The sequence below is a fragment of the Kitasatospora griseola genome (assembly GCF_014648555.1).
Lineage (GTDB): Bacteria > Actinomycetota > Actinomycetes > Streptomycetales > Streptomycetaceae > Kitasatospora > Kitasatospora griseola.
The window spans coordinates 362,877-380,892 of sequence record NZ_BMRI01000001.1 but is presented as its reverse complement, the minus strand read 5'-3'; the positions used below and the strand labels follow the sequence as shown (position 1 = coordinate 380,892).

11 protein-coding genes, 3 tRNA genes and 2 pseudogenes are annotated in these 18,016 nt (G+C 72.8%); 9 read left to right on the top strand and 7 right to left on the bottom strand.

All coding sequences use genetic code 11. The features are described 5' to 3' along the window. Positions 1-49 precede the first annotated feature (49 nt). Positions 50-673 (bottom strand): winged helix-turn-helix domain-containing protein, encoded by a 624-nt coding sequence (locus tag IEZ12_RS01705; protein ID WP_189270407.1) that lies wholly within the window; start codon positions 671-673, stop codon positions 50-52. Between the two features lie 192 nt (positions 674-865). Between IEZ12_RS01705 and IEZ12_RS01700 the strand changes: the two genes are divergently transcribed. The 3 genes from IEZ12_RS01700 (at position 866) to IEZ12_RS01690 (ending at position 5,556) form a co-directional block, all read left to right on the top strand. Then, positions 866-2,140, top strand: coding sequence for a deoxyguanosinetriphosphate triphosphohydrolase (locus IEZ12_RS01700; RefSeq protein WP_189270406.1), 1,275 nt, complete (start codon positions 866-868; stop codon positions 2,138-2,140). A 65-nt stretch (positions 2,141-2,205) separates the two neighbouring features. Further along, on the top strand, positions 2,206-4,116 hold the full coding sequence (gene dnaG / locus IEZ12_RS01695) for a DNA primase (RefSeq protein ID WP_189270405.1): 1,911 nt from the start codon (positions 2,206-2,208) through the stop codon (positions 4,114-4,116). Positions 4,117-4,326: 210 nt separating this feature from the next. After that, on the top strand, positions 4,327-5,556 hold the full coding sequence (locus IEZ12_RS01690) for an RNA polymerase sigma factor (RefSeq protein WP_189270404.1): 1,230 nt from the start codon (positions 4,327-4,329) through the stop codon (positions 5,554-5,556). Between the two features lie 31 nt (positions 5,557-5,587). Here the strand turns inward: IEZ12_RS01690 and gad are convergent, their stop codons facing one another. The 3 genes from gad to IEZ12_RS01675 form a co-directional block, all read right to left on the bottom strand. Beyond that, positions 5,588-7,000, bottom strand: coding sequence for a glutamate decarboxylase (gene gad, locus IEZ12_RS01685; protein ID WP_189270403.1), 1,413 nt, complete (start codon positions 6,998-7,000; stop codon positions 5,588-5,590). Positions 7,001-7,098: 98 nt separating this feature from the next. Then, on the bottom strand, positions 7,099-8,538 hold the full coding sequence (locus tag IEZ12_RS01680; protein WP_189270402.1) for an FGGY family carbohydrate kinase: 1,440 nt from the start codon (positions 8,536-8,538) through the stop codon (positions 7,099-7,101). A gap of 143 nt (positions 8,539-8,681) precedes the next feature. After that, on the bottom strand, positions 8,682-8,975 hold the full coding sequence (locus IEZ12_RS01675; RefSeq protein ID WP_100585761.1) for a hypothetical protein: 294 nt from the start codon (positions 8,973-8,975) through the stop codon (positions 8,682-8,684). Positions 8,976-9,276: 301 nt separating this feature from the next. Here IEZ12_RS01675 and IEZ12_RS01670 point away from each other — a divergent pair. Continuing rightward, positions 9,277-9,349: transfer RNA gene (locus IEZ12_RS01670), tRNA-Asn, on the top strand. 5 nt (positions 9,350-9,354) lie between these two features. After that, a tRNA-Asn gene (locus tag IEZ12_RS01665) sits at positions 9,355-9,427 on the top strand. Positions 9,428-9,579: 152 nt separating this feature from the next. Here the strand turns inward: IEZ12_RS01665 and IEZ12_RS01660 are convergent. Continuing rightward, positions 9,580-10,341 (bottom strand): trypsin-like serine peptidase, encoded by a 762-nt coding sequence (locus IEZ12_RS01660; RefSeq protein WP_189270401.1) that lies wholly within the window; start codon positions 10,339-10,341, stop codon positions 9,580-9,582. Positions 10,342-11,037: 696 nt separating this feature from the next. Between IEZ12_RS01660 and IEZ12_RS01655 the strand changes: the two genes are divergently transcribed. Beyond that, positions 11,038-11,111, top strand: a tRNA-Ile gene (locus IEZ12_RS01655). Positions 11,112-11,572: 461 nt separating this feature from the next. Here the strand turns inward: IEZ12_RS01655 and IEZ12_RS01650 are convergent. After that, positions 11,573-13,888: a collagenase gene (locus IEZ12_RS01650; RefSeq protein ID WP_189270400.1), complete on the bottom strand. Its 2,316-nt coding sequence runs from the start codon at positions 13,886-13,888 to the stop codon at positions 11,573-11,575. Positions 13,889-14,336: 448 nt separating this feature from the next. On the opposite strand from IEZ12_RS01650, the gene IEZ12_RS01645 reads away from it, so the two are divergent. Then, positions 14,337-14,963: an ankyrin repeat domain-containing protein gene (locus IEZ12_RS01645; RefSeq protein ID WP_189270399.1), complete on the top strand. Its 627-nt coding sequence runs from the start codon at positions 14,337-14,339 to the stop codon at positions 14,961-14,963. After that, positions 14,960-16,110 (top strand): annotated as a pseudogene (locus IEZ12_RS01640) (YncE family protein). Before IEZ12_RS01645 ends, IEZ12_RS01640 begins: the two are co-directional and overlap by 4 nt. 60 nt (positions 16,111-16,170) lie before the next feature. Here the strand turns inward: IEZ12_RS01640 and pdxR are convergent. Then, entirely contained in the window at positions 16,171-17,628 is a 1,458-nt protein-coding gene (gene pdxR, locus IEZ12_RS01635) for a MocR-like pyridoxine biosynthesis transcription factor PdxR (RefSeq protein ID WP_189270398.1), read from the bottom strand. A 197-nt stretch (positions 17,629-17,825) separates the two neighbouring features. Here pdxR and IEZ12_RS37545 point away from each other — a divergent pair. After that, positions 17,826-18,016: pseudogene (locus tag IEZ12_RS37545) on the top strand (1-aminocyclopropane-1-carboxylate deaminase/D-cysteine desulfhydrase); the annotation flags it as partial.

Sequence of the window (18,016 nt, the reverse complement as noted above, 5' to 3'; positions counted from 1 at the left end):
GGACCGGTGACCGGCTCGGCGGGGTGGGACTCGGTGGAGGCGGTCGACGTCATGGCCGGTCGGGTTCCTTTCGCGGCAGTACCTGGATCTGGACGATGGCCGGTCGTGCGTCGGGGTCGGGCGCGGCGGCCGGGTCGGGCGTGTGGCGGGCGACGACCGCGGCCAGTTCGTCGCCGAGGGCGCGAAGCTGATCCGGCGTCAGGCGCAGGTTGCTCCAGTCGCTCACGAAGCCCACGCTGCGCCAGTCGCCCTCCCACTCGGCTGCCAGTGAGTCCGCGACCCGCTGGTACTGACGGCGCAGGTTCTCCGCCTGGTAGACGGAGGCCGCCGCCTTGGCGCCGGGGTCCTGCTCGAAGTCGGCGGCGGAGAGCGAGATCGCGCCGGGCATGGCACGCCACCAGCGCTCCCGCTTGGTGCCGCGCCCGGCCTCCTCCTCGATGAACCCGTGCTCGGCGAGGTGTCGCAGGTGCCAGCTGATGGTGCCGGTGGACTCGCCGGTGCGGTCGGCCAGTCGGGCGGAGGTCGAGGGGCCGTGCAGCCGGAGTTCGTCCAGCAGCCGCATGCGCAGTGGGTGGGCCAGTCCGCGGAGGCTGTTGGCGTCGAGTCGGCGTCGCGGGTGCTCGCCCTCCGGTGCAGGGGTTGCGGGGTGTTCTTCGGGGCGGTGCTCGTTCATGGGGGCAACACTAGAGTGCAGAGACTTCTCTGCATAGGGTTCTTTGCAGAGAAACCTCTGCATCTTTCCCAGGTCGCTCCGAGGCACCCGTCCGCCCCCCGGTGCGCGCGGCGCACGCGACAGGCGCGCGACTCCCGGAGTTTGCGCGGCGCACGTCCGAATGTCCGTCACCCGGCGTACGGTGGCTGATATATGAAGACCACCACTCCGTACGATCCGCAGTCCGAGGCCCGCTGGGTGCCCGAGCCCGACAAGCGGCCCGGCCGCACCGCCTTCCAACGCGACCGTGCCCGGGTGCTGCACTCGGCCGCGCTGCGTCGCCTGGCCGGGACGACCCAGGTGGTCGCGCCGATGCGCAGCGACTTCCCGCGCACCCGGCTCACCCACTCGTTGGAGTGCGCGCAGGTCGGCCGGGAGCTGGGCGCGGCCCTCGGCTGCGACCCGGACCTGGTGGAGACCGCCTGCCTGGCCCACGACATCGGCCACCCGCCGTTCGGCCACACCGGCGAGGAGGCGCTCGACCAGGCCGCCGAGGCCTGCGGCGGCTTCGAGGGCAACGCCCAGTCGCTGCGCATCCTGACCAGGCTGGAGCCCAAGCGGTTCGCCCCGCTCGACGAGCCCGAGGTCCGGCTCTCCCCGTGGCCCGGCCGCAGTGTCGGCCTGAACCTGAGTCGGGCCGCCCTGGACGCCGCCACCAAGTACCCGTGGGCGCGCGGCGGCCACCCGACCGACCCCGCCTCCACCAAGTACGGCGTGTACGGCGACGACCTGCCGGTCTTCCGCTGGATGCGCACCGGCGCGCCGGACGGCCGGCGGTGCTTCGAGGCCACCGTGATGGACTGGTCCGACGACGTCGCCTACTCCACCCACGACGTGGAGGACGGCCTGCAGGCCGGGCACATCGACCCGGCGGCGCTGCGTGCCCCGCAGGAGCGGGCCGAGCTGTTCGCGATCGCCGAGCGGTTCGCCGCGGAGACCGGGCCGGAGGAGTTCGGCGCCGCTCTCGACCGGCTGCAGGCCGAGGAGTGGTGGCCAGCCTGGTACGACGGCACCGCCCGCGCCCGGGCCGGCCTCAAGGACTTCACCAGCCAGCTGATCGGTCGGTTCTGCCTGGCCGCAGAGCAGGCCACCCGGGCCCGCTACGGCCCGGGCCCGCTCGCCCGCTACGCCGCCGAACTGGTCGTCCCGCGCACCGTCCGGCTGGAGTGCGCGGTGCTCAAGGCGGTCGCCGTCCGCTACGTGATGCAGCGGGACGAGCAGGCCCAGCTCCGCTCCCGCCAGCGGGTGGTGATCGCCGAACTCGCCGACGCCCTGCTGCGCACCGCCCCGGACGGGCTGGACCCGGTGTTCGCCGCCCAGTACGCCGAGGCCGAGGACGACCGCGCCGCGTTGCGCACCGTGATCGACCAGATCGCCACCCTGACCGACGCCTCCGCCCTCGCCCTGCACGCCAAGCTGGTCGGCTGAGCCCGGTGTCGTGCGACCGCCCGCGTGGCAGCTTCGTACGAACGCCGCTCCCGTAGACTTTCCCAGTGGCCGGGAGGATCAGGGACGAGGATGTGCAGGCGGTGCGTGCCGCCCTGCCGATCGACGCCGTGGTCGGCGACTACGTGCAGTTGGCCAATGGCGGCGGTGCCCAGCTGAAGGGCGTGTGCCCGTTCCACGACGAGAAGTCCGCGTCGTTCTACGTGCACCCGGGCAAGGGCGTCTTCCACTGCTTCGGCTGCGGCGAGTCCGGCGACACGATCACCTTCCTGATGAAGATCGAGCACTGCTCGTTCGCGGAGGCGGTCGAGCGGATGGCCGCCCAGGCGGGCATCACGCTGCGCTACGAGGAGGGCGGCTACAGTCCGCGGCACCAGCAGGGCGAGCGGACCAGGCTGATCGAGGCGCACAAGGTCGCCGCCGCCTGGTTCCAGGAGCAGCTGGCCACGCCCGAGGCGGAGATCGGTCGGCGCTTCCTCTCCGAGCGCGGCTTCGACGAGGCCGCCGCCAAGCACTTCGGGGTGGGCTACGCCCCGGTCGGCTGGGAGCACCTGGTGCGTTTCCTGCGCGGCCGCGGTTTCACCGACAAGGAGATCTCGGTCGGCGGCCTGGCCTCGCAGGGCCAGCGCGGCGGCCTGATCGACCGCTTCCGGGGCCGCCTGGTCTGGCCGATCCGGGACAGCTCGGGCGACGTGGTCGGCTTCGGCGCCCGCCGGCTGCGCGAGGACGACAACGGTCCGAAGTACCTGAACACCCCCGAGACGCCGATCTACAAGAAGTCGAACGTCCTGTACGGCATCGACCTGGCCCGCAAGGAGATCGCCAAGTCCGGCCGGGCCGTGGTGGTCGAGGGCTACACCGACGTGATGGCCTGTCACCTGGCGGGCGTCACCACGGCGGTGGCCACCTGCGGCACCGCGTTCGGCGAGGACCACATCAAGATCATCCGTCGGCTGCTGATGGACACCTCCACCTACCGCGGTGAGACGGTCTTCACCTTCGACGGTGACGCCGCCGGACAGAAGGCCGCCCTGCGCGCCTTCGAGGACGACCAGAAGTTCGCCGCCCGCACCTCCATCGCCATCACCCCGGGCGGAATGGACCCGTGCGACCTGCGCCTTGCCCAGGGCGACGAGGCGGTCCGCACCTTGGTGGCGAACCCCGTCCCGCTGTTCGAGTTCGCGCTCCGCTCGGCGGTCGCCCGGCACCGGGTGGACACCGCTGAGGGCCGTGCCGCCGCGCTCGAAGAGGCCGCCGGGATCATCGTCAAGATCAAGGACCGCTCGATCCAGCACGAGTACGCAGTCCAGCTGGCCGGCATGGTCGGCATCCTGGACGAGCAGTTCGTGGTCCGCCGGATCTCCCAACTCGCCCGCTGGCAGCGGGAGAACCAGCAGAACGGCCAGCGGCAGCCGCTGCGCCGCGCCGCACCCGCGGAGCAGCAGTCGGCCCGTCCGGAGCGCCCGGCGTTCCGGCTCAACCCGCGCGACCCGGCGCAGTTCGTCGAACGCGAACTGCTCAAACTTGCCCTCCAGCACCCCGATCTGGTCAGCCCGGCGTTCGACCAGTACGGCGAGGACGAGTTCCCTACGCCGCCGTACCAGGCGGTCCGCCGCGCCATCGGCCAGGCCGGCGGCGCTGCGTACGGCGCGAGCCTGCCGGACTTCACCGCTGCCGTCCGCGAGGCCAGCCCGGACGACCAGGTCCGCGGCCTGGTCACCGAACTGACCGTGGAGCCGATCCGCTCCCGGCGCAAGGCCGACGAGGTGTACGCGGGCGAGTTCCTGGTCAAGCTCCGCCTGCAGGCGGTGGACCGGCGGGTCGACGAGGTCCGCGCCCACCTGCGCCGGCTGGGCGACCGGGCCGGCGCCGAGGAACAGCACCCGGTGCAGAGCGAACTGTGGGCCCTGCAGCAGTACGGCCAGCAGCTGCGCTCCCGCGGCGTCGCCGCCCTCTGACCGCCTCCCCAGCACCTCCTGGCCGCCTCCCGGCGCCTCCTGGCCCCCCGTCACGCCCTCGGCCGCCCCCGCCCGTCCGATGGCACCCGCGCGTGCGCCGGGTGCCGCACGTGTGGCTCGCGGCCGCCCGCAGGTGCCCGGGCACGCCGGGCTGGGTATCCCCTCCGGTGTGGCGCGGCAACCCCCAGGCCGCGCGCGGCCCCTGGAGGGATGCCCGTGGAGCTCTCAGTCGCCCGCCCGCACCGCACCGCCCCCGCCCGGGACGCCGCGATCCCACTCCGGCCCACCGGCACAGAACTCCCCACCGGCGCCGAGCCGCAGCCCGGAACCGCCCCTGCCCCCGGGCCCGCCCCCGCCCCCGGGCCCGGAACCGAAGCCGAAACCGCTGCCGGAACCGAAACCGCCGAGACCGCCGCCGAGACCGAATCCGAGCCCGAATCCGAGCCCGAATCCGAGCCCGCATCCGAGCCCACCGCCGAGGATCTCGCCGACGAGCCCCCGGAAGTCGCCCTGGACGAGGGCACCGGCCCGGCCGCCGACCTGCTGCGGCAGTACCTGCGCGAGATCGGGCGGATCCGGCTGCTGACCGCCGCCGAGGAGGTCGAGCTGGCCTGCCAGATCGAGGCAGGCCTGTTCGCCGAGGAGGCCCTGGACCGCACCACCCCGGGCGAGGACGAGCGGCTCGCCGACGACCTGGACCGGCTGGTCGTGCTCGGCCGGATCGCCAAGCGCCGCCTGATCGAGGCCAACCTGCGGCTGGTGGTCTCGGTCGCCAAGCGCTACGTCGGCCGCGGCCTGACGCTGCTCGACCTGGTCCAGGAGGGCAACCTCGGTCTGATCCGGGCGGTCGAGAAGTTCGACTACGCCCGCGGCTACAAGTTCTCCACCTACGCGACCTGGTGGATACGCCAGGCGATGAGCCGAGCCCTCGCCGACCAGGCCCGCACCATCAGGGTGCCGGTGCACGTGGTCGAGTTGATCAACCGGGTGCTGCGGGTGCAACGCGCCCTGCTGCAGGAACGCGGGGTGGAGCCCACCGCGGCCGAGGTCGGACTGGTGCTCCAACTGTCGCCGGAGCGGGTCCGGGAGGTCCTCAAGCTGGCCCAGGAACCGGTCTCGCTGCACACCCCGGTCGGCGAGGAGGACGAGGTGGCCCTCGGCGACCTGATCGAGGACGCCGACGCCGCCTCCCCGCCGGAGAGCGCCGCCTTCCTGCTGCTGCGCGAACACCTGGAGGCGGTGCTGGCCATCCTCGGCGAGCGCGAACGCCAGGTGGTCCAGCTCCGCTACGGTCTCGACGACGGCCGCCCCCGCACCCTGGAGGAGATCGGCCACCTCTTCGGCGTGACCCGGGAGCGGATCCGGCAGATCGAGGCGAAGACCCTTCGCAAACTGCGCGAACACGCCTTCGCCGATCAGCTCCGCGGCTACCTGGACTGATCCGGACCCGACCGGCCGCCTCGCCCGCCCGTCAGTGGTGGAAGCCGCTGCGCTGCGCCATGCCCAGCTCGCTGAGCGGCGCGGGCTGGCGCTCCAGCTCGGGCAGCACCCGCCGCAGGTCGTTGAGCAGCAGGTCCGCCAGGTCCCGGGTGAACCCGTTGCGGCACACCACCCGCAGCACCGCCAGGTCGGTCCGCCCCTCCGGGAAGGTGTACGCGGGCACCTGCCAGCCGCGTTCGCGCAGCCGTCGCGACACGTCGAAGACGTCGAACGGGCTGTCCTCGGCGGTGGTGAAGGCGAACACGGGCAGCTGGTCGCCGCGGGTGATCAGCCGGAACGGACCGAGCTTCTCGATCTGCCCGGCCAGGTACTCGGCGACGTCCCGGCAGGCCTGCTGGACGGCCTGGAAGCCGGCGCGTCCGAGCCGCAGGAAGGTGTAGTACTGGGCGACCACCTCCGAGCCGGGCCGGGAGAAGTTCAGGGCGAAGGTCGGCATCTCGCCGCCCAGGTAGTTGACCTTGAACACCAGTTCCTCGGGCAGTGCCTCGCCGTCCCGCCACAGCGCCCAGCCGACGCCGGGGTAGACCAGTCCGTACTTGTGGCCGGAGGTGTTGATCGACGCCACCCGGGGCAGCCGGAAGTCCCACTTCAGGCCCGGGTCCAGGAACGGCGCGACCATGCCGCCGGACGCGGCGTCGACGTGCACCGGAACATCGAGCCCGGTGCGCTGCTGGAGTTCGTCCAGGGCGGCGCAGATCTCGGCGATCGGCTCGTAGGAGCCGTCGAAGGTGGAGCCGAGGATCCCGACCACGCCGATGGTGTTCTCGTCGCAGTGCGCCACGGCCTGATCGGCGGTCAGGTGGAAGCGGTCGCCCTCCATCGGCACCAGCCGTGCCTCGACCTCCCAGAAGTTGCAGAACTTCTCCCAGCAGACCTGCACGTTGATGCCCATCACCAGGTTGGGCCGCGCCCCGGCCGCGTACCGGTCGGCGTTGCGCCGCATCCAGCGCCGCTTGAGCGCCATCCCGGCGAGCATGCAGGCCTCGCTGGAGCCGGTGGTGGAGCAGCCGACCGCCGCACCGGGGTCGGGCGCGTGCCACAGGTCGGCGAGGATCGCCACGCAGCGCCGCTCCAGCTCGGCGGTCTGCGGGTACTCGTCCTTGTCGATCATGTTCTTGTCGCGGCACTCGGCCATCAGCCGGTCCGCGTGCTCGTCCATCTGCGTGGTGACGAAGGTCGCCAGGTTGAGCTTGGCGTTGCCGTCCAGCATCAGCTCGTCGTGGATCAGCTGGTACGCGACGGGCGGCGGGATCGGGATCTTGGGCAGCCGGTGCAGCGGCGGGGCCACCTGCATCGCGCCCAGCGGGTCGGTCAGCACATGCAGCGGGCTGAACGGCAGCCGCCGATCGTCCTGCTCGTGTCCCTGTCCCTTGTGCAACGCCATGACGAACCGTCCCTCCAGTCGTGGAGCCCCCACGCTGCCACTAGGCGGTCGCTGACGCATCCTCAGCAGCCGGTCGGCCGCAGGTTCCGGACGGTGGGTCAGGCGTTCGCGGCGGTCTCCGGGTGGTGCTGCTCGCGCATCGCGGCGAACTGCTGGCGCACCGCGTTGCCGACCGCCAGGTCGTGCTCCTGGTCGGGGGTCAGCAGGGTGACGTCCGGCAGCTCCCAGTGCGGGGGCTCGGCCGTCCCGGCGAGCGCCCAGGCGGCCTGGCGGGCCGCGCCGCGCGCCGCGTGGTCGCCGCGCGGCGGTATGACCACGGGCAGCCCGAACACCAGCGGGGCGATCTGCTGGACGGCGGGCAGCCGGCCGGCCGTCCCCAGCAGGAACACCCGGTTCACCGCGACGCCGTGCCCGCGCAGCACGTCCAGCGCTTCGGCCAGGTTGCACAGCATGCCCTCGACGGCGGCCCGCGCCACGTGCTGCGGCGCCATCGACTCGGCCCGCAGCCCGGTCAGGGTGCCCGCCGCCTGCGGCAGCTTCGGGGTGCGCTCGCCGTCCAGGTACGGCAGGAAGACCATCCCGTACGCGCCCGGCGAGGACTGCAGGGCCAGGTCCGACAGGCCTTCCAGGTCGGTGCCGAGCATCGCGGCGGTGGAGCGCAGCACCTGCGCGGCGTTCAGCGTCGCCACCATCGGCAGGTGTCGGCCGGTGGCGTCGGCGAACGAGGAGACCAGCCCGGACGGGTCGACCACCGCCCGGTCGTGCACCGCGAAGATCGTGCCGTTGCCGCCCAGCGACACCACCGCGTCGCCCGGGCCCAGCCCGAGGCCCAGCGAGGCCGCCATGTTCTCGCCGGTGCCGGCCGAGATCAGCAGCCCCTCGGGGGTGTGCCCGGCGGGCTCGGCCGGGCCGAGCACGTCCGGAACCTTCAGCTCGTGGCCGAACGCCAGCTTGATCAGGTCCTGCCGGTACTCGCCGGTGATCGGCGACCAGTAGCCGGTGCCGGAGGCGTCGCCGCGGTCCGTGGTGCGCCGCCGGGCGCCGCCCAGCAGCTGGGAGACCAGCCAGTCGTGCGGCAGCAGCACTTCGGCGATCCGCTGCGCCGACACCGGCTCGAACTCGGCGAGCCAGCGCAGTTTGGCGATGGTGTACGTGGGGCCCGGGACGGCGCCGATCGCCTCCACCCAGGGCTCCGCCCCGCCGAGCGCGTCCAGCAGCGCGGCCGCCGAGCCCGCCGAGCGCGGGTCGTTCCACAGCAGCGCGGGCCGTACCAGGACACCGCCGGCGTCCAGGCCGATCAGCCCGTGCTGCTGGGCGGACACCCCGATCGCCCGGACGCTCTCCAGCAGGCCCCCGGCGGCGGCGTCGCCGAGCGAGTGCAGCCAGGTCTGCGGGTCGACCTCGGTGGAGCGGGCGTCGTCGCCCTCGGGCAGCGGATGGGGGGCCCGGCCCTGCCGCAGCACGGCGCCGGTGTCGGCGTCGCACGCGACGATCCGGGTGCGAGTGGTGGAGCTGTCGATGCCCGCGACGATGGCCATGCCGAGATCATGCCGCAGTCGGCGGCCGGGGCGGGCCCGACTGCCGCAAGTGTTGCCCAGTCGGTACCGGAACCAGCCCCGCCGCCGACCGTCCGTGCCTGGTCGGGGGCGTTCCGTGCCCGGTCGGGGACCGTTCGCCGCGATCAGGGGCGGACGGTGCCCCAGCCGTCGTCCTCGCCGTTGTGCTTGGCGAAGTACGGGACGCGTTCGGTCAGCGAGTTCGGCAGCTTCTCGCCGACCTTGTCGGCCACCGCCCCGGCGGCCTTCCCGGCGACCGCGCCCGCCTGCTGCTTGGCCTTGCCGGCCGCGCCCTGCACCCGCGGGTTCTCCCGCAGCTGTCGGGCCGCACCGGCCAGCTGGTCGTACCGTTCCCGCCCGGCCCGGGCGCCGAGGACGTACCCGATCCCGACGCCCACGATCAACGAGACCTTCCACATGCCCTGGTTCCACCCTTCGTCGCCGCGCGATTGTGTGCCGCGTCTACCCGTCCGGCCGGGCCGTGAACCGCCCTGCCGGTGGCGGGTCCGGGCCAGCCGGAGCCGCCGTGCACCAGCATCCCCGTCCGCCCCGTACGGCGCGCGCGGGGCGCGCCGTACCGGCCTGCGGCCGAGGTGGGGGAGGCCGCTGCTGAAAGCGATTGGCGGAACACCCCCCTGAGTGCGCTAATGTATGTCCCGCAGCGAGCACCGTGGGCCCCGGAGAGATCCGGAGACCAGGGTGGGCGAAGCAGAAGCACGATCCTCCATAGCTCAATTGGCAGAGCAGCCGACTGTTAATCGGCAGGTTATTGGTTCGAGTCCAATTGGAGGAGCGCGGTCCCCCATAGCTCAATTGGCAGAGCAGCCGACTGTTAATCGGCAGGTTATTGGTTCGAGTCCAATTGGGGGAGCTTCACCGGACGTCACGGTGATCAGTACAGAGCGAAGGCCCTTCGGTGAGACCGAGGGGCCTTCGTGTTTTCCCGGTGCCGCCCGGGCCTGCCCCCGGCACCGCCCGAGCCGCGGGCCGGCCGGTGGGCGGGCGCGGGCGGGTGTGGGCGGCTCAGCCGCCGGCCTGCCGGTAGAGGTCCGCGAGACGGTCGCCGAAAGCCACGCTGTAGGAGACCTCCGGGCTGTTTCCGCCCTGCTGGTAACCCCCTATCACTCCGATCACCTGGCCCTTCTCGGTCACCCACGGGCTGCCGCTGGTGCCGTCGGTGAATCCGGCGCAGTCGAATCGCTGCTGGGTGTTGCTGCGCGAGGTGGTGCGGCCCGCGCAGGTGATCGGGGACACCGCGCTGTTGGGATAGCCGGTGACGGTGACCTCCAGGCCGAAGCCGAGACCGGTGGCGAGCGGGTAGGCGCCCATCACGTCCTCGATCTGCCGGCCGTTCAGCGGGCCGACAGTGAGGAACGCCACGTCGTACCCCTCGTTCTCCTCGGGCCCCCAGCGCGGGTCCACCACCACCTCGGTGACCGGCCAACTCCCGTGCGGGGATCGTCGGTCGCGGTAACCGGGGGCGAACACCAGGTCGTCCAGCGGGACGCCCCGCGGGGCCGCGCAGTGGGCGGCGGTGATCAGCAGGTTGCGGCCGCGACTGTGCACCACGGCGGCCGTGCAGGCCCGCATGCCGTCGGTGTCGTCCATGAACAGCGGCCCGATCCGGTCGCCCACCGGGTCCGCGGGCGCGGGGTGGGCGGTGGGAATCGCGTTGTCGGCCGGCCCGGCGGAAGTGCAGCCGGTCACCGCCACCGCCAGCGAGAGCAGCAGTGCGCAGGCCGCGGCGGCCGGACCACGGCCGGTTCGGGGGGAGGTGCGCGGCACCGTCACTCGCTTCCGCTCGGCGGCCCGCCCGGGAGGAGCCGGGCGGCGGATGCAGCAAGATCTACCAGGGCCCGCGCCGCAGCGGCAACCGCCTCGGCGTTCGGCCGCCCGAGCGGGCCAACCGTCCCGTTGGCGGGAGTGCTCGACCGGGCATCAGGAATGCTTGCCCGCAGGGCACCTGCACCTGATTGCCGCCGAAACTGCGGTCCGGGACGTCGACGGTGCTGCCGCCTTGCCGGTGGCTGCCGATCGTCCCGACCGCGGTGCCGGGGCAGTGGCGATGCCGATCGGCCGGACACCTGACGGAATGTCATCCGCGGGGTCCTGGGACGAACGCCAGGCCCGTGCGGGAGTTGCCGACGGCCGGGCCGACCGGGCGATGCGCCGCCACCACGACCGGGCTGTCGACCGCGTCGGCGGTACCGCCGTGGTCGCCGCCCGCAGCTCGGTTCCGGCTCCAGTCGTGCGTGGACGTCGGTGACCGCCGCTGCCGTGCTCGTTCGCTCGTCGGGGTGTCCGTCGGACGGGTGCGACCGGGGCCACGAATGGGCGACGCGGACGGGACGGGAGCGGGCGGACCCGGATGCGCCCCCGGCGCGCACCACGGGTGACCGACCGGCTATGCTGCCGGGGGCGTCCCTGAGGGGCCGTCTGCTGCTGCCAGGACCGCACGTCGGCCCCGGCGGGTCGAGTCGGGGGGCGGTAGCTCAGCCGGTTAGAGCAGGGGACTCATAATCCCTTGGTCGTGGGTTCGAGTCCCACCCGCCCTACCTCGGCCGCTGACCGACCGTCAGCCGATGGGGCCCACTGACCAGGCGAAACGCCAGACCTGTTGCGCTCTGAGCGTAGATTAGCGCCCCCGGCAGCTCCTGTGCGCAGCGCCGCGAGCGCGCACCGAGGAAATTCCGAGGAATTCGGGCAGGGCTCGGACCCCGAGCGGTGCTTCCGGGTGGCCCCGGCGACCTGGGCCGCATCGCCGTCCGCCCTTGCCGGAGCCCGTGGTTTCCCCTGGACGTCGAAACGGTCCGGCGGTCGGCCGCGGCGGGGAGATTCACTCCATCGGGAAGCGGTGCGCAGTGACCGTTCGGGCACGCAGGAATCGGCACGGGAACTCCTGGGGCAGGGGCCGCGATCGCCGGCTGTGGCGGCCCGGGGAGTCCGGCAGCCGAGCCGGATACGGCGCGAGGCCCGCGGTCCTGGGATCCGCGGGCCTCGGGTGTCACCGGGCGGGTCAGTACTGCGTGGTGACGGTGACTCCGGAGAAGGAGTTCTGGGCGTAGAGGCTGAAGTACACCCAGCCTGCGGGCGGGTTCGTGATGGTCAGGGTCTCACCGTTGCCGCTGTTGGTGGACTTGGTGGCGTAGGAGCCGGTGGTGGCCCAGGCGCTGGGGTTCCAGTAGAGGTCCGCGTTGCCGGTGCCGCCGGTGGTGGTGATGGTGAGCTGCTTCACGCCGGCCGGCAGGTTGAGGAAGCTGTAGCTGTAGTTGCCGGAGGTGGCCGCGACGTTGTCGCGGCGGCAGTTCTGCCCGTACGAGCGGGTGTCCGGGTTGGCGCAGAGCGGGGCGGCGGGCGGCAGGGTGCCGCAGTTGCCGGTGCCGCAGGCGGCCAGGTAGGTGGCGAAGTCGGCGTCGTACGAGGTGCCGATACCGGTGATGACGGCGCGGGCGCCGGTGAAGTCGCCGGTACGGGTCTTGGCCAGGTAGGCGGCGACGTCCTTCGGGTGCGACTGCAGCATGTACCGGACGGCCAGGTAGCCCCAGTTGTAGGTCCGGGTGGAGTCGGTGTTCTGGTAGGTGGTGTCGAACAGCGTGCTCAGCTTGTAGGTGCCCTTGGCGGCCTGCGCGATCGCGTCGTCGTAGCGCACGTCCCGGTAGGTGTAGGACATGTACTCGGCGAAGCCCTCGATCCACCAGATGTTGGGGACGGTCTGCCCGGCGTCGTAGTCGCCGTAGAAGTCGAAGCGGCCGTCGAGGTAATGCGCGTACTCGTGGTTGAGGTTCCAGATCGAGAACGCCGGGCGCAGCCACTCCGCCTCGTGGGCGATGAAGCGGGCCTGGTTGCCGGACTCGTTGGGCTTGCCCTCCAGGTACATGCCGCCGTTGTCCACGTCGATGTCGAACATCGACCAGGCGTACAGGCGGTAGTCGTAGGAGGAGTCGTAGGCCACGACCTCCAACTGGGTGTTGAGGTCACCGGGGACGGGGCCGTTGTCCTTGACCACGCTGTGGAACAGGGCGTCCTCGTTGGCCAGGCTGGAGCAGGTGCTGTCCAGTTCGGCGGCGGTCAGCGCCTGGGCGCGGATGTGCAGGGTCGGGCTGCAGATGCGGTCGACGGTCAGGACCAGCGGGGCGAGCCGGGTCGGCAGGTCGCACAGCCCGTAGTAGGAGCAGTGGCCCTCGTCCTTCTTCTCGGTGAACCAGGCGAGGTTCATCGTGAGCGGGCCGGTGGCGCCGATCAGCGGGAAGGCGTTGACCAGGTCCTTGACCAGCGGGCGGGCCTGGGCCTGCAGCACCGGCTGCTCCAGGAAGGAGCCGAGGTCGATGCCGAGGCTGGTGGCCAGGTCGCTGCCGTTGAGCATCCGGCTGTTGCGCTTGACGAAGGCGGAGATCGAGGAGGCCACGGACGGGTCGGCGGCCAGCGCGGCGTTGAAGGAGTCGGTGCCGAGGCCGTTCTCCAGCACCAGCTTGGTGTTGGAGACGGCGTCCCACATGCCGCCGGTCCAGGAGCTGGTGTAGCGGTCCAGCAGGTCCTTGATCACGCCGGTGTAGCGGGCGTTCTCCTGGGCGGAGTCGATCAGGATGACCGCCTCGGAGAGGATCTGGCCGTTGGCCTCGGTGACGTCCTTGGCGTGCGGGGCGGCGTAGAACGCGTCCAGCGCGCCGCGGATCGAGGTCTGCAGCGCGGTGCCGTACGGGCCGACGGCGTCGGCGTGGTACCACTGGACGTAGTAGCCGGCCCGCAGGAAGGCGATCAGTTGGGCGACGGACGCCGAGCCGGTGCCGTCGTAGCTCGCCGAGGCGGTGCGCAGGGCATCGGCGACGGCGACCATCTGCGGCTCGCGGAAGGTGTTCTTCGCGTCGGTGCCGGTGAATGAGTAGAGCTTGCTCAGGCAGTCCAGGCCGGCCGACTTGACCGTGTTCACCAGGGCGGTGCCGCCGGTGGAGCCGAACAGCGAGGTGTCGCAGCCGGTGGCGTCGGCGGCGAGCGCGCCGAGCTTCTTGACCGTGGGGGCCTGGGTGGCCTGCTGCGGTGCGGACTTGGTACCGGTGTTGACCTGACCCGGGGTCGGGCGGGCGTCCTTCGGCTCGTCGGCCGACTTCGGGACGGGGTGCGAGACGGGGGCGGTGGCCGTGTCGGCAGGGGTGGCGCCGGTGGCGGGCTGGGCGGGCGCGGCGAAGGCGCGGCCCTGTGGGGCGAACAGTCCAACGGTGAGGACCAGCGCGAAAGCGAGCGCGAGCAGCCGACCCAACTGGGCGGCGGATATCCGGATATGACGCACGGTGGGGGACTCCGAGCGGTAGTGGGCGGGCTGGGGGGCGCCGACCATCTGACGTGTGACATGTAAAATGGCACAGAATTGCGACGGGCGGAAGGGGGAGATCGTCATGGTGATCGAATCTCCACGTTCGCGGCCCCGCAAGGCCTCCTCGGCCGTCCCGCCTGCGTCGACTTCTCAACGCCCGGCCTGTGTCGGCCTCTTGTAGCGGATCGTCAGCACCGTCGATTCTGCATCGGGTGCCGGAGCCGGCCCCCGCGGACGTCGCGCATCAACTGATCGGATGACGTCGGTATCAGCCGGAAGGCTCGCGGGGACTGGCCGGTTCGACGACGAATCGAACCCGGGGGCGGGGCAAATATGGGGTGAGAGGTTCGTCGGAGGCATCCGGTGGGCCACCGTTCGACCCGACCCGACCCGACCCGACCCGGCCAGGCCCGACCTCGCCTGTGCCGCGGGCTGACCGTGCCGTACCTGCCGCCCCTTCAGGAGGACCGTGATGACGACCGCAATCGACCAGCGTCTGCTCGGCGCTGCGCACACCGGCGACGTCGCCGCCGTCAGGGCCGCCCTGGCGGCCGGTGCCAACCTGGAGGCGCGCGATCCGCAGGGGCGGACGGCGCTGTTGACGGCCGCGCTCGCCGACCAGGTGGCCGTCGCCGAGTTCCTGGTCGCGGCAGGAGCGAATCCTGATGCGCAGGACCATCGGGAGGACAGCCCGTGGCTGGTCACCGGTGTCACCGGCAGCGTCGCCATGATGCGGGCCCTGTTGGCTGCCGGGCCGGATCTCGGGCTGACCAACCGGTTCGGCGGGGTCAGCCTGATACCCGCGGCCGAGCGCGGCCATGTCGCCTACGTGCAGGCGGTGTTGGAGGAGACCGACATCGATGTCGACCACGTCAACCGCCTCGGCTGGACGGCCCTGCTGGAGGCCGTGATCCTCGGCGACGGCGGCCGCCCGCACATCGAGATCGTCCGCCTGTTGCTCGCTGCGGGCGCCGATCCACAACTCGCCGACGCCGACGGCGTGACGGCGCTCCAGCACGCCGAACGCCGAGGCTTCAACGGCATCGCCGCCCTGCTGCGCGAAGCCGAATCCGATCCGAGGAAGGGAGTCGCCCCGTGACCGCACGCCGACGGCGCACCGCGCCGCTGCTGCTGGCCGTCGTGTCGGTGCTGGCTGTCGTGCTGCCAGGCTGCGCCACGAGGGCCGGCGACGGCCCGGGCCCGGTCCGGCCGGAGAGCCCGGCGTTATCCGTGTCACTCGCGCCGCCCTCCGACGGAGCGTCGACCGCTCTGCCCACCCCGGAGGGAACGCTGCTGGTCGCGGACTTCGGGGCGGACACCGTGACCTTCGTCGACCCGCAGCGGGGCGCGATCGGTTCGGTGCGGGTCGGCACCGCCCGTACGCGGTGGTGCTCGGGGCGGACGGCCGGGCCTGGGCGAGCACTGCGGAGGGCGTGGCCGAGGTGGACACCCGCACCCGCTCCCTGCTCCGGACGATCGCCCACCGCACCGCCACCGGTCCGGCCGAGACCGGCGAGTACCGGGGCGGCGGCATGGGGCTCGCGCTGTCTCCGGACGGCAGCCGGTTGTACGTCGGCGTCAACATACCGGGGAAGAACGGGGTCCTGGAGGTGATCGACACGGCGTCCGGCCAGGTCACCGGGGTCGCCCCGGTGGGGCGGCGGCCGTTCGACGTGGACGTGTCGGCGGACGGACGGGAGGTGTACGCGACCGGGCACGACTCCTTCGACGTGACGGTGGTGGCCGCCGACGGGCTGGGCACCCGCCGGATCGAGGCCGCGCCGTACGGGACGAAGGGCGGGCTGGGCTCCTGGCTGAAGCCGCACTACGCGGCGGTCCGGCCGAGTGACGGGAAGCTGCTGCTGCCGTTCGAGGGCGAGCGGTTGGCCGTCGTCGATCCTGCGACGGGGCAGGTGTCGGTCGAGCCGATGACGGCCAACACCCACCAGCACGGCGTCACGGTCGCCCCGGACGGCCGACTGCTGGTGGTCGGCTCGGGCCCGATCACCGGGGACGACGCCGGGCCCAGCCTGACGGTCCGGCAACCCGACGGCCGCGAGCGGGTCTACCCGCTCGGCCTCCCGCACGAGAACGTCGCCCTCTCCCGGGACGGGCGGACGGCCTACGTCACCGGTGGCTTCACCCGCGACGGCGGGTGGGACGGGATCACCCTGGTCGATCTCGACTCCGGCGCCACCCACCGCCTGGAGACCGGCCACCGTCCGCTGGGGGTCGCCGTGCTCTGACACCCGGGCCGGATCGGGTCCGGCGAAGCACCGCCCGTCCCGCCTCCGCCGCAGCGTCGATCAGCTGCGGGGGAGGGCGGTGAGGGCCTGGCAGAGGGCGTCCAGGGCGGCAGGGAAGGCGTGGTCGGGCGGGGTGCCGTAGCCGATCACCAGGCCGTCGCGGGGCGGCACGGTGCTGTCGGGGTGGTGGTAGGAGTGCAGCCCCGCCAGGGCCAGGCCGAGGCGGCGGGCGGTGCCGAGGGCCAAGGGCTCGGTGTGCTCGGGGAGTTCGAGGACGGCGTGCAGCCCGGCGGCGATGCCGCTGACCCGGATGTCCGGGGCGCGGTCGGCGAGGGTGCGGACCATCAGGTCGCGGCGGCGGCGGTAGTGGCGGCGCATCCGGCGCAGGTGGCGGTCGTAGGAGCCGTGGGCTAGGAAGTCGGCCAGGGTGAGCTGGTCGACCACCCCGGAGGTCAGTTCGCGGGTGCCTTTGGCGGCGAGCACCGGGTCGACCAGTTCGCCGGGCAGCACCATCCATCCGAGTCGCAACGCAGGGGAGAGGCTCTTGCTGGTGGAACCGAGGTAGACGACACGATCGGGGTCGAGTCCCTGGACGGCGCCGATCGGCCGGCGGTCGTAGCGGAACTCGCCGTCGTAGTCGTCCTCCAGCAGCAGTCCGCCGTGCGCGCGGGCCCAGTCGACCGCCAGGGCACGGCGTTCGGCGTGCAGCGGGCCGCCGGTCGGGAACTGGTGGGCAGGCGTGAGCAGGGCGGCCCGCGCGCCGGTGGCGGCCAGTTCGGCGGTGCAGGCACCGGCCTCGTCGACGGTCAGCGGGACGGTCCGGCGGCCCGCCTCGGTCAGCAGGCCGCGGTGGAACGCCAGGCCGTACGCCTCGACCGCGACGGGCCCGTCCAGGATGCCGCCCAGCAGGCGCAGGGCGTGGGCGAAGCCCGCGCAGACCACGATCCGGTCCGGCTCGGTGCGGACGCCGCGGGCGCGGGCCAGGTACTCGGCCAGCGCGGTGCGCAGTTCGGGCCGTCCCCGCGGATCGCCTACACCGAAGGCGTCGTTGGGCGCGGCGGAGACGGCCCGCCGGGCGGAGGCCAGCCAGTCGGAGCGCGGAAACGCGGAGGCATCGGGAGAGGAGGGCATCAGGTCGTGGACGACCGGTCGCGGGGTCGCCGGGCGGACGGGCGCGTTCCGGCCGGTGGGCAGTGGCGCGGCCCGGTCGGCGACCCGGGTGCCGGAGCCCTGGCGGGCCGACAGCCGCCCCTCGGCGACGAGTTCGGCGTACGTGTCGGCCACCGTGTTGCGGGCGATGCCCAGGTCGCGCGCGAGGCTGCGGTACGGGGGCAGCCGGGTGCCGGGGGCCAGCCGCCCCGAGTCGACGGCCTCGCGCAGCGCCTGCATCAGCTGACCGCGCCGGCTGCCGCGACCGGAGAGCTCCAGGAACAGGTCGGTGCCGAGCGCCTCGGGGGCCGTGACGGCGAGGGCGTCCGAGGGGGAGTCGGCCGGGGAATCGACCCGTGCTTCTGGCATGGGAGTGCAGCCTATCCCGGGCCGATCGGGCTTCCGGAGTCGAGTCATGACCACGTTTCAGGTCCCGTAGCGCGTGAACTTCTCCGCCGTCGCCCCGGAGGTCTTCACGGCCGTCCTGCCCCTCGACGCCGCCGTCCGCGAGGGGCTGGACCCGGAGCTCCGATCGGCGCATCGAGTCGCCCGGCTAGGGTGAGTGGATGCTCGTGCCCGCTGACCTGCCCACGCCGTTGACGGTGGTCGACGACCCGGAGCTCGCCGCGGCGGGGGTGGAGCTCCGGCTGAAGCGGGACGACCTGGCGCATCCGACAGTGCCCGGCAACAAGTGGCGCAAGCTCGCGCCGAACCTGGAACGGGCGGTCGCGGACGGCTGCCGGGCGCTGCTCACCTA

What these genes read in the sequence shown, in the direction of transcription:
- gad (WP_189270403.1), bottom strand. Translation starts at nt 7,000, where the DNA reads ATGGCGTTGCACAAGGGACAGGGACACGAGCAGGACGATCGGCGGCTG.
- IEZ12_RS01705 (WP_189270407.1), bottom strand. Translation starts at nt 673, where the DNA reads ATGAACGAGCACCGCCCCGAAGAACACCCCGCAACCCCTGCACCGGAG.
- IEZ12_RS01645 (WP_189270399.1), top strand. Translation starts at nt 14,337, where the DNA reads ATGACGACCGCAATCGACCAGCGTCTGCTCGGCGCTGCGCACACCGGC.
- IEZ12_RS01700 (WP_189270406.1), top strand. Translation starts at nt 866, where the DNA reads ATGAAGACCACCACTCCGTACGATCCGCAGTCCGAGGCCCGCTGGGTG.
- IEZ12_RS01680 (WP_189270402.1), bottom strand. Translation starts at nt 8,538, where the DNA reads ATGGCCATCGTCGCGGGCATCGACAGCTCCACCACTCGCACCCGGATC.
- pdxR (WP_189270398.1), bottom strand. Translation starts at nt 17,628, where the DNA reads ATGCCAGAAGCACGGGTCGATTCCCCGGCCGACTCCCCCTCGGACGCC.
- IEZ12_RS01650 (WP_189270400.1), bottom strand. Translation starts at nt 13,888, where the DNA reads ATGGTCGGCGCCCCCCAGCCCGCCCACTACCGCTCGGAGTCCCCCACC.
- IEZ12_RS01675 (WP_100585761.1), bottom strand. Translation starts at nt 8,975, where the DNA reads ATGTGGAAGGTCTCGTTGATCGTGGGCGTCGGGATCGGGTACGTCCTC.
- IEZ12_RS01690 (WP_189270404.1), top strand. Translation starts at nt 4,327, where the DNA reads ATGCCCGTGGAGCTCTCAGTCGCCCGCCCGCACCGCACCGCCCCCGCC.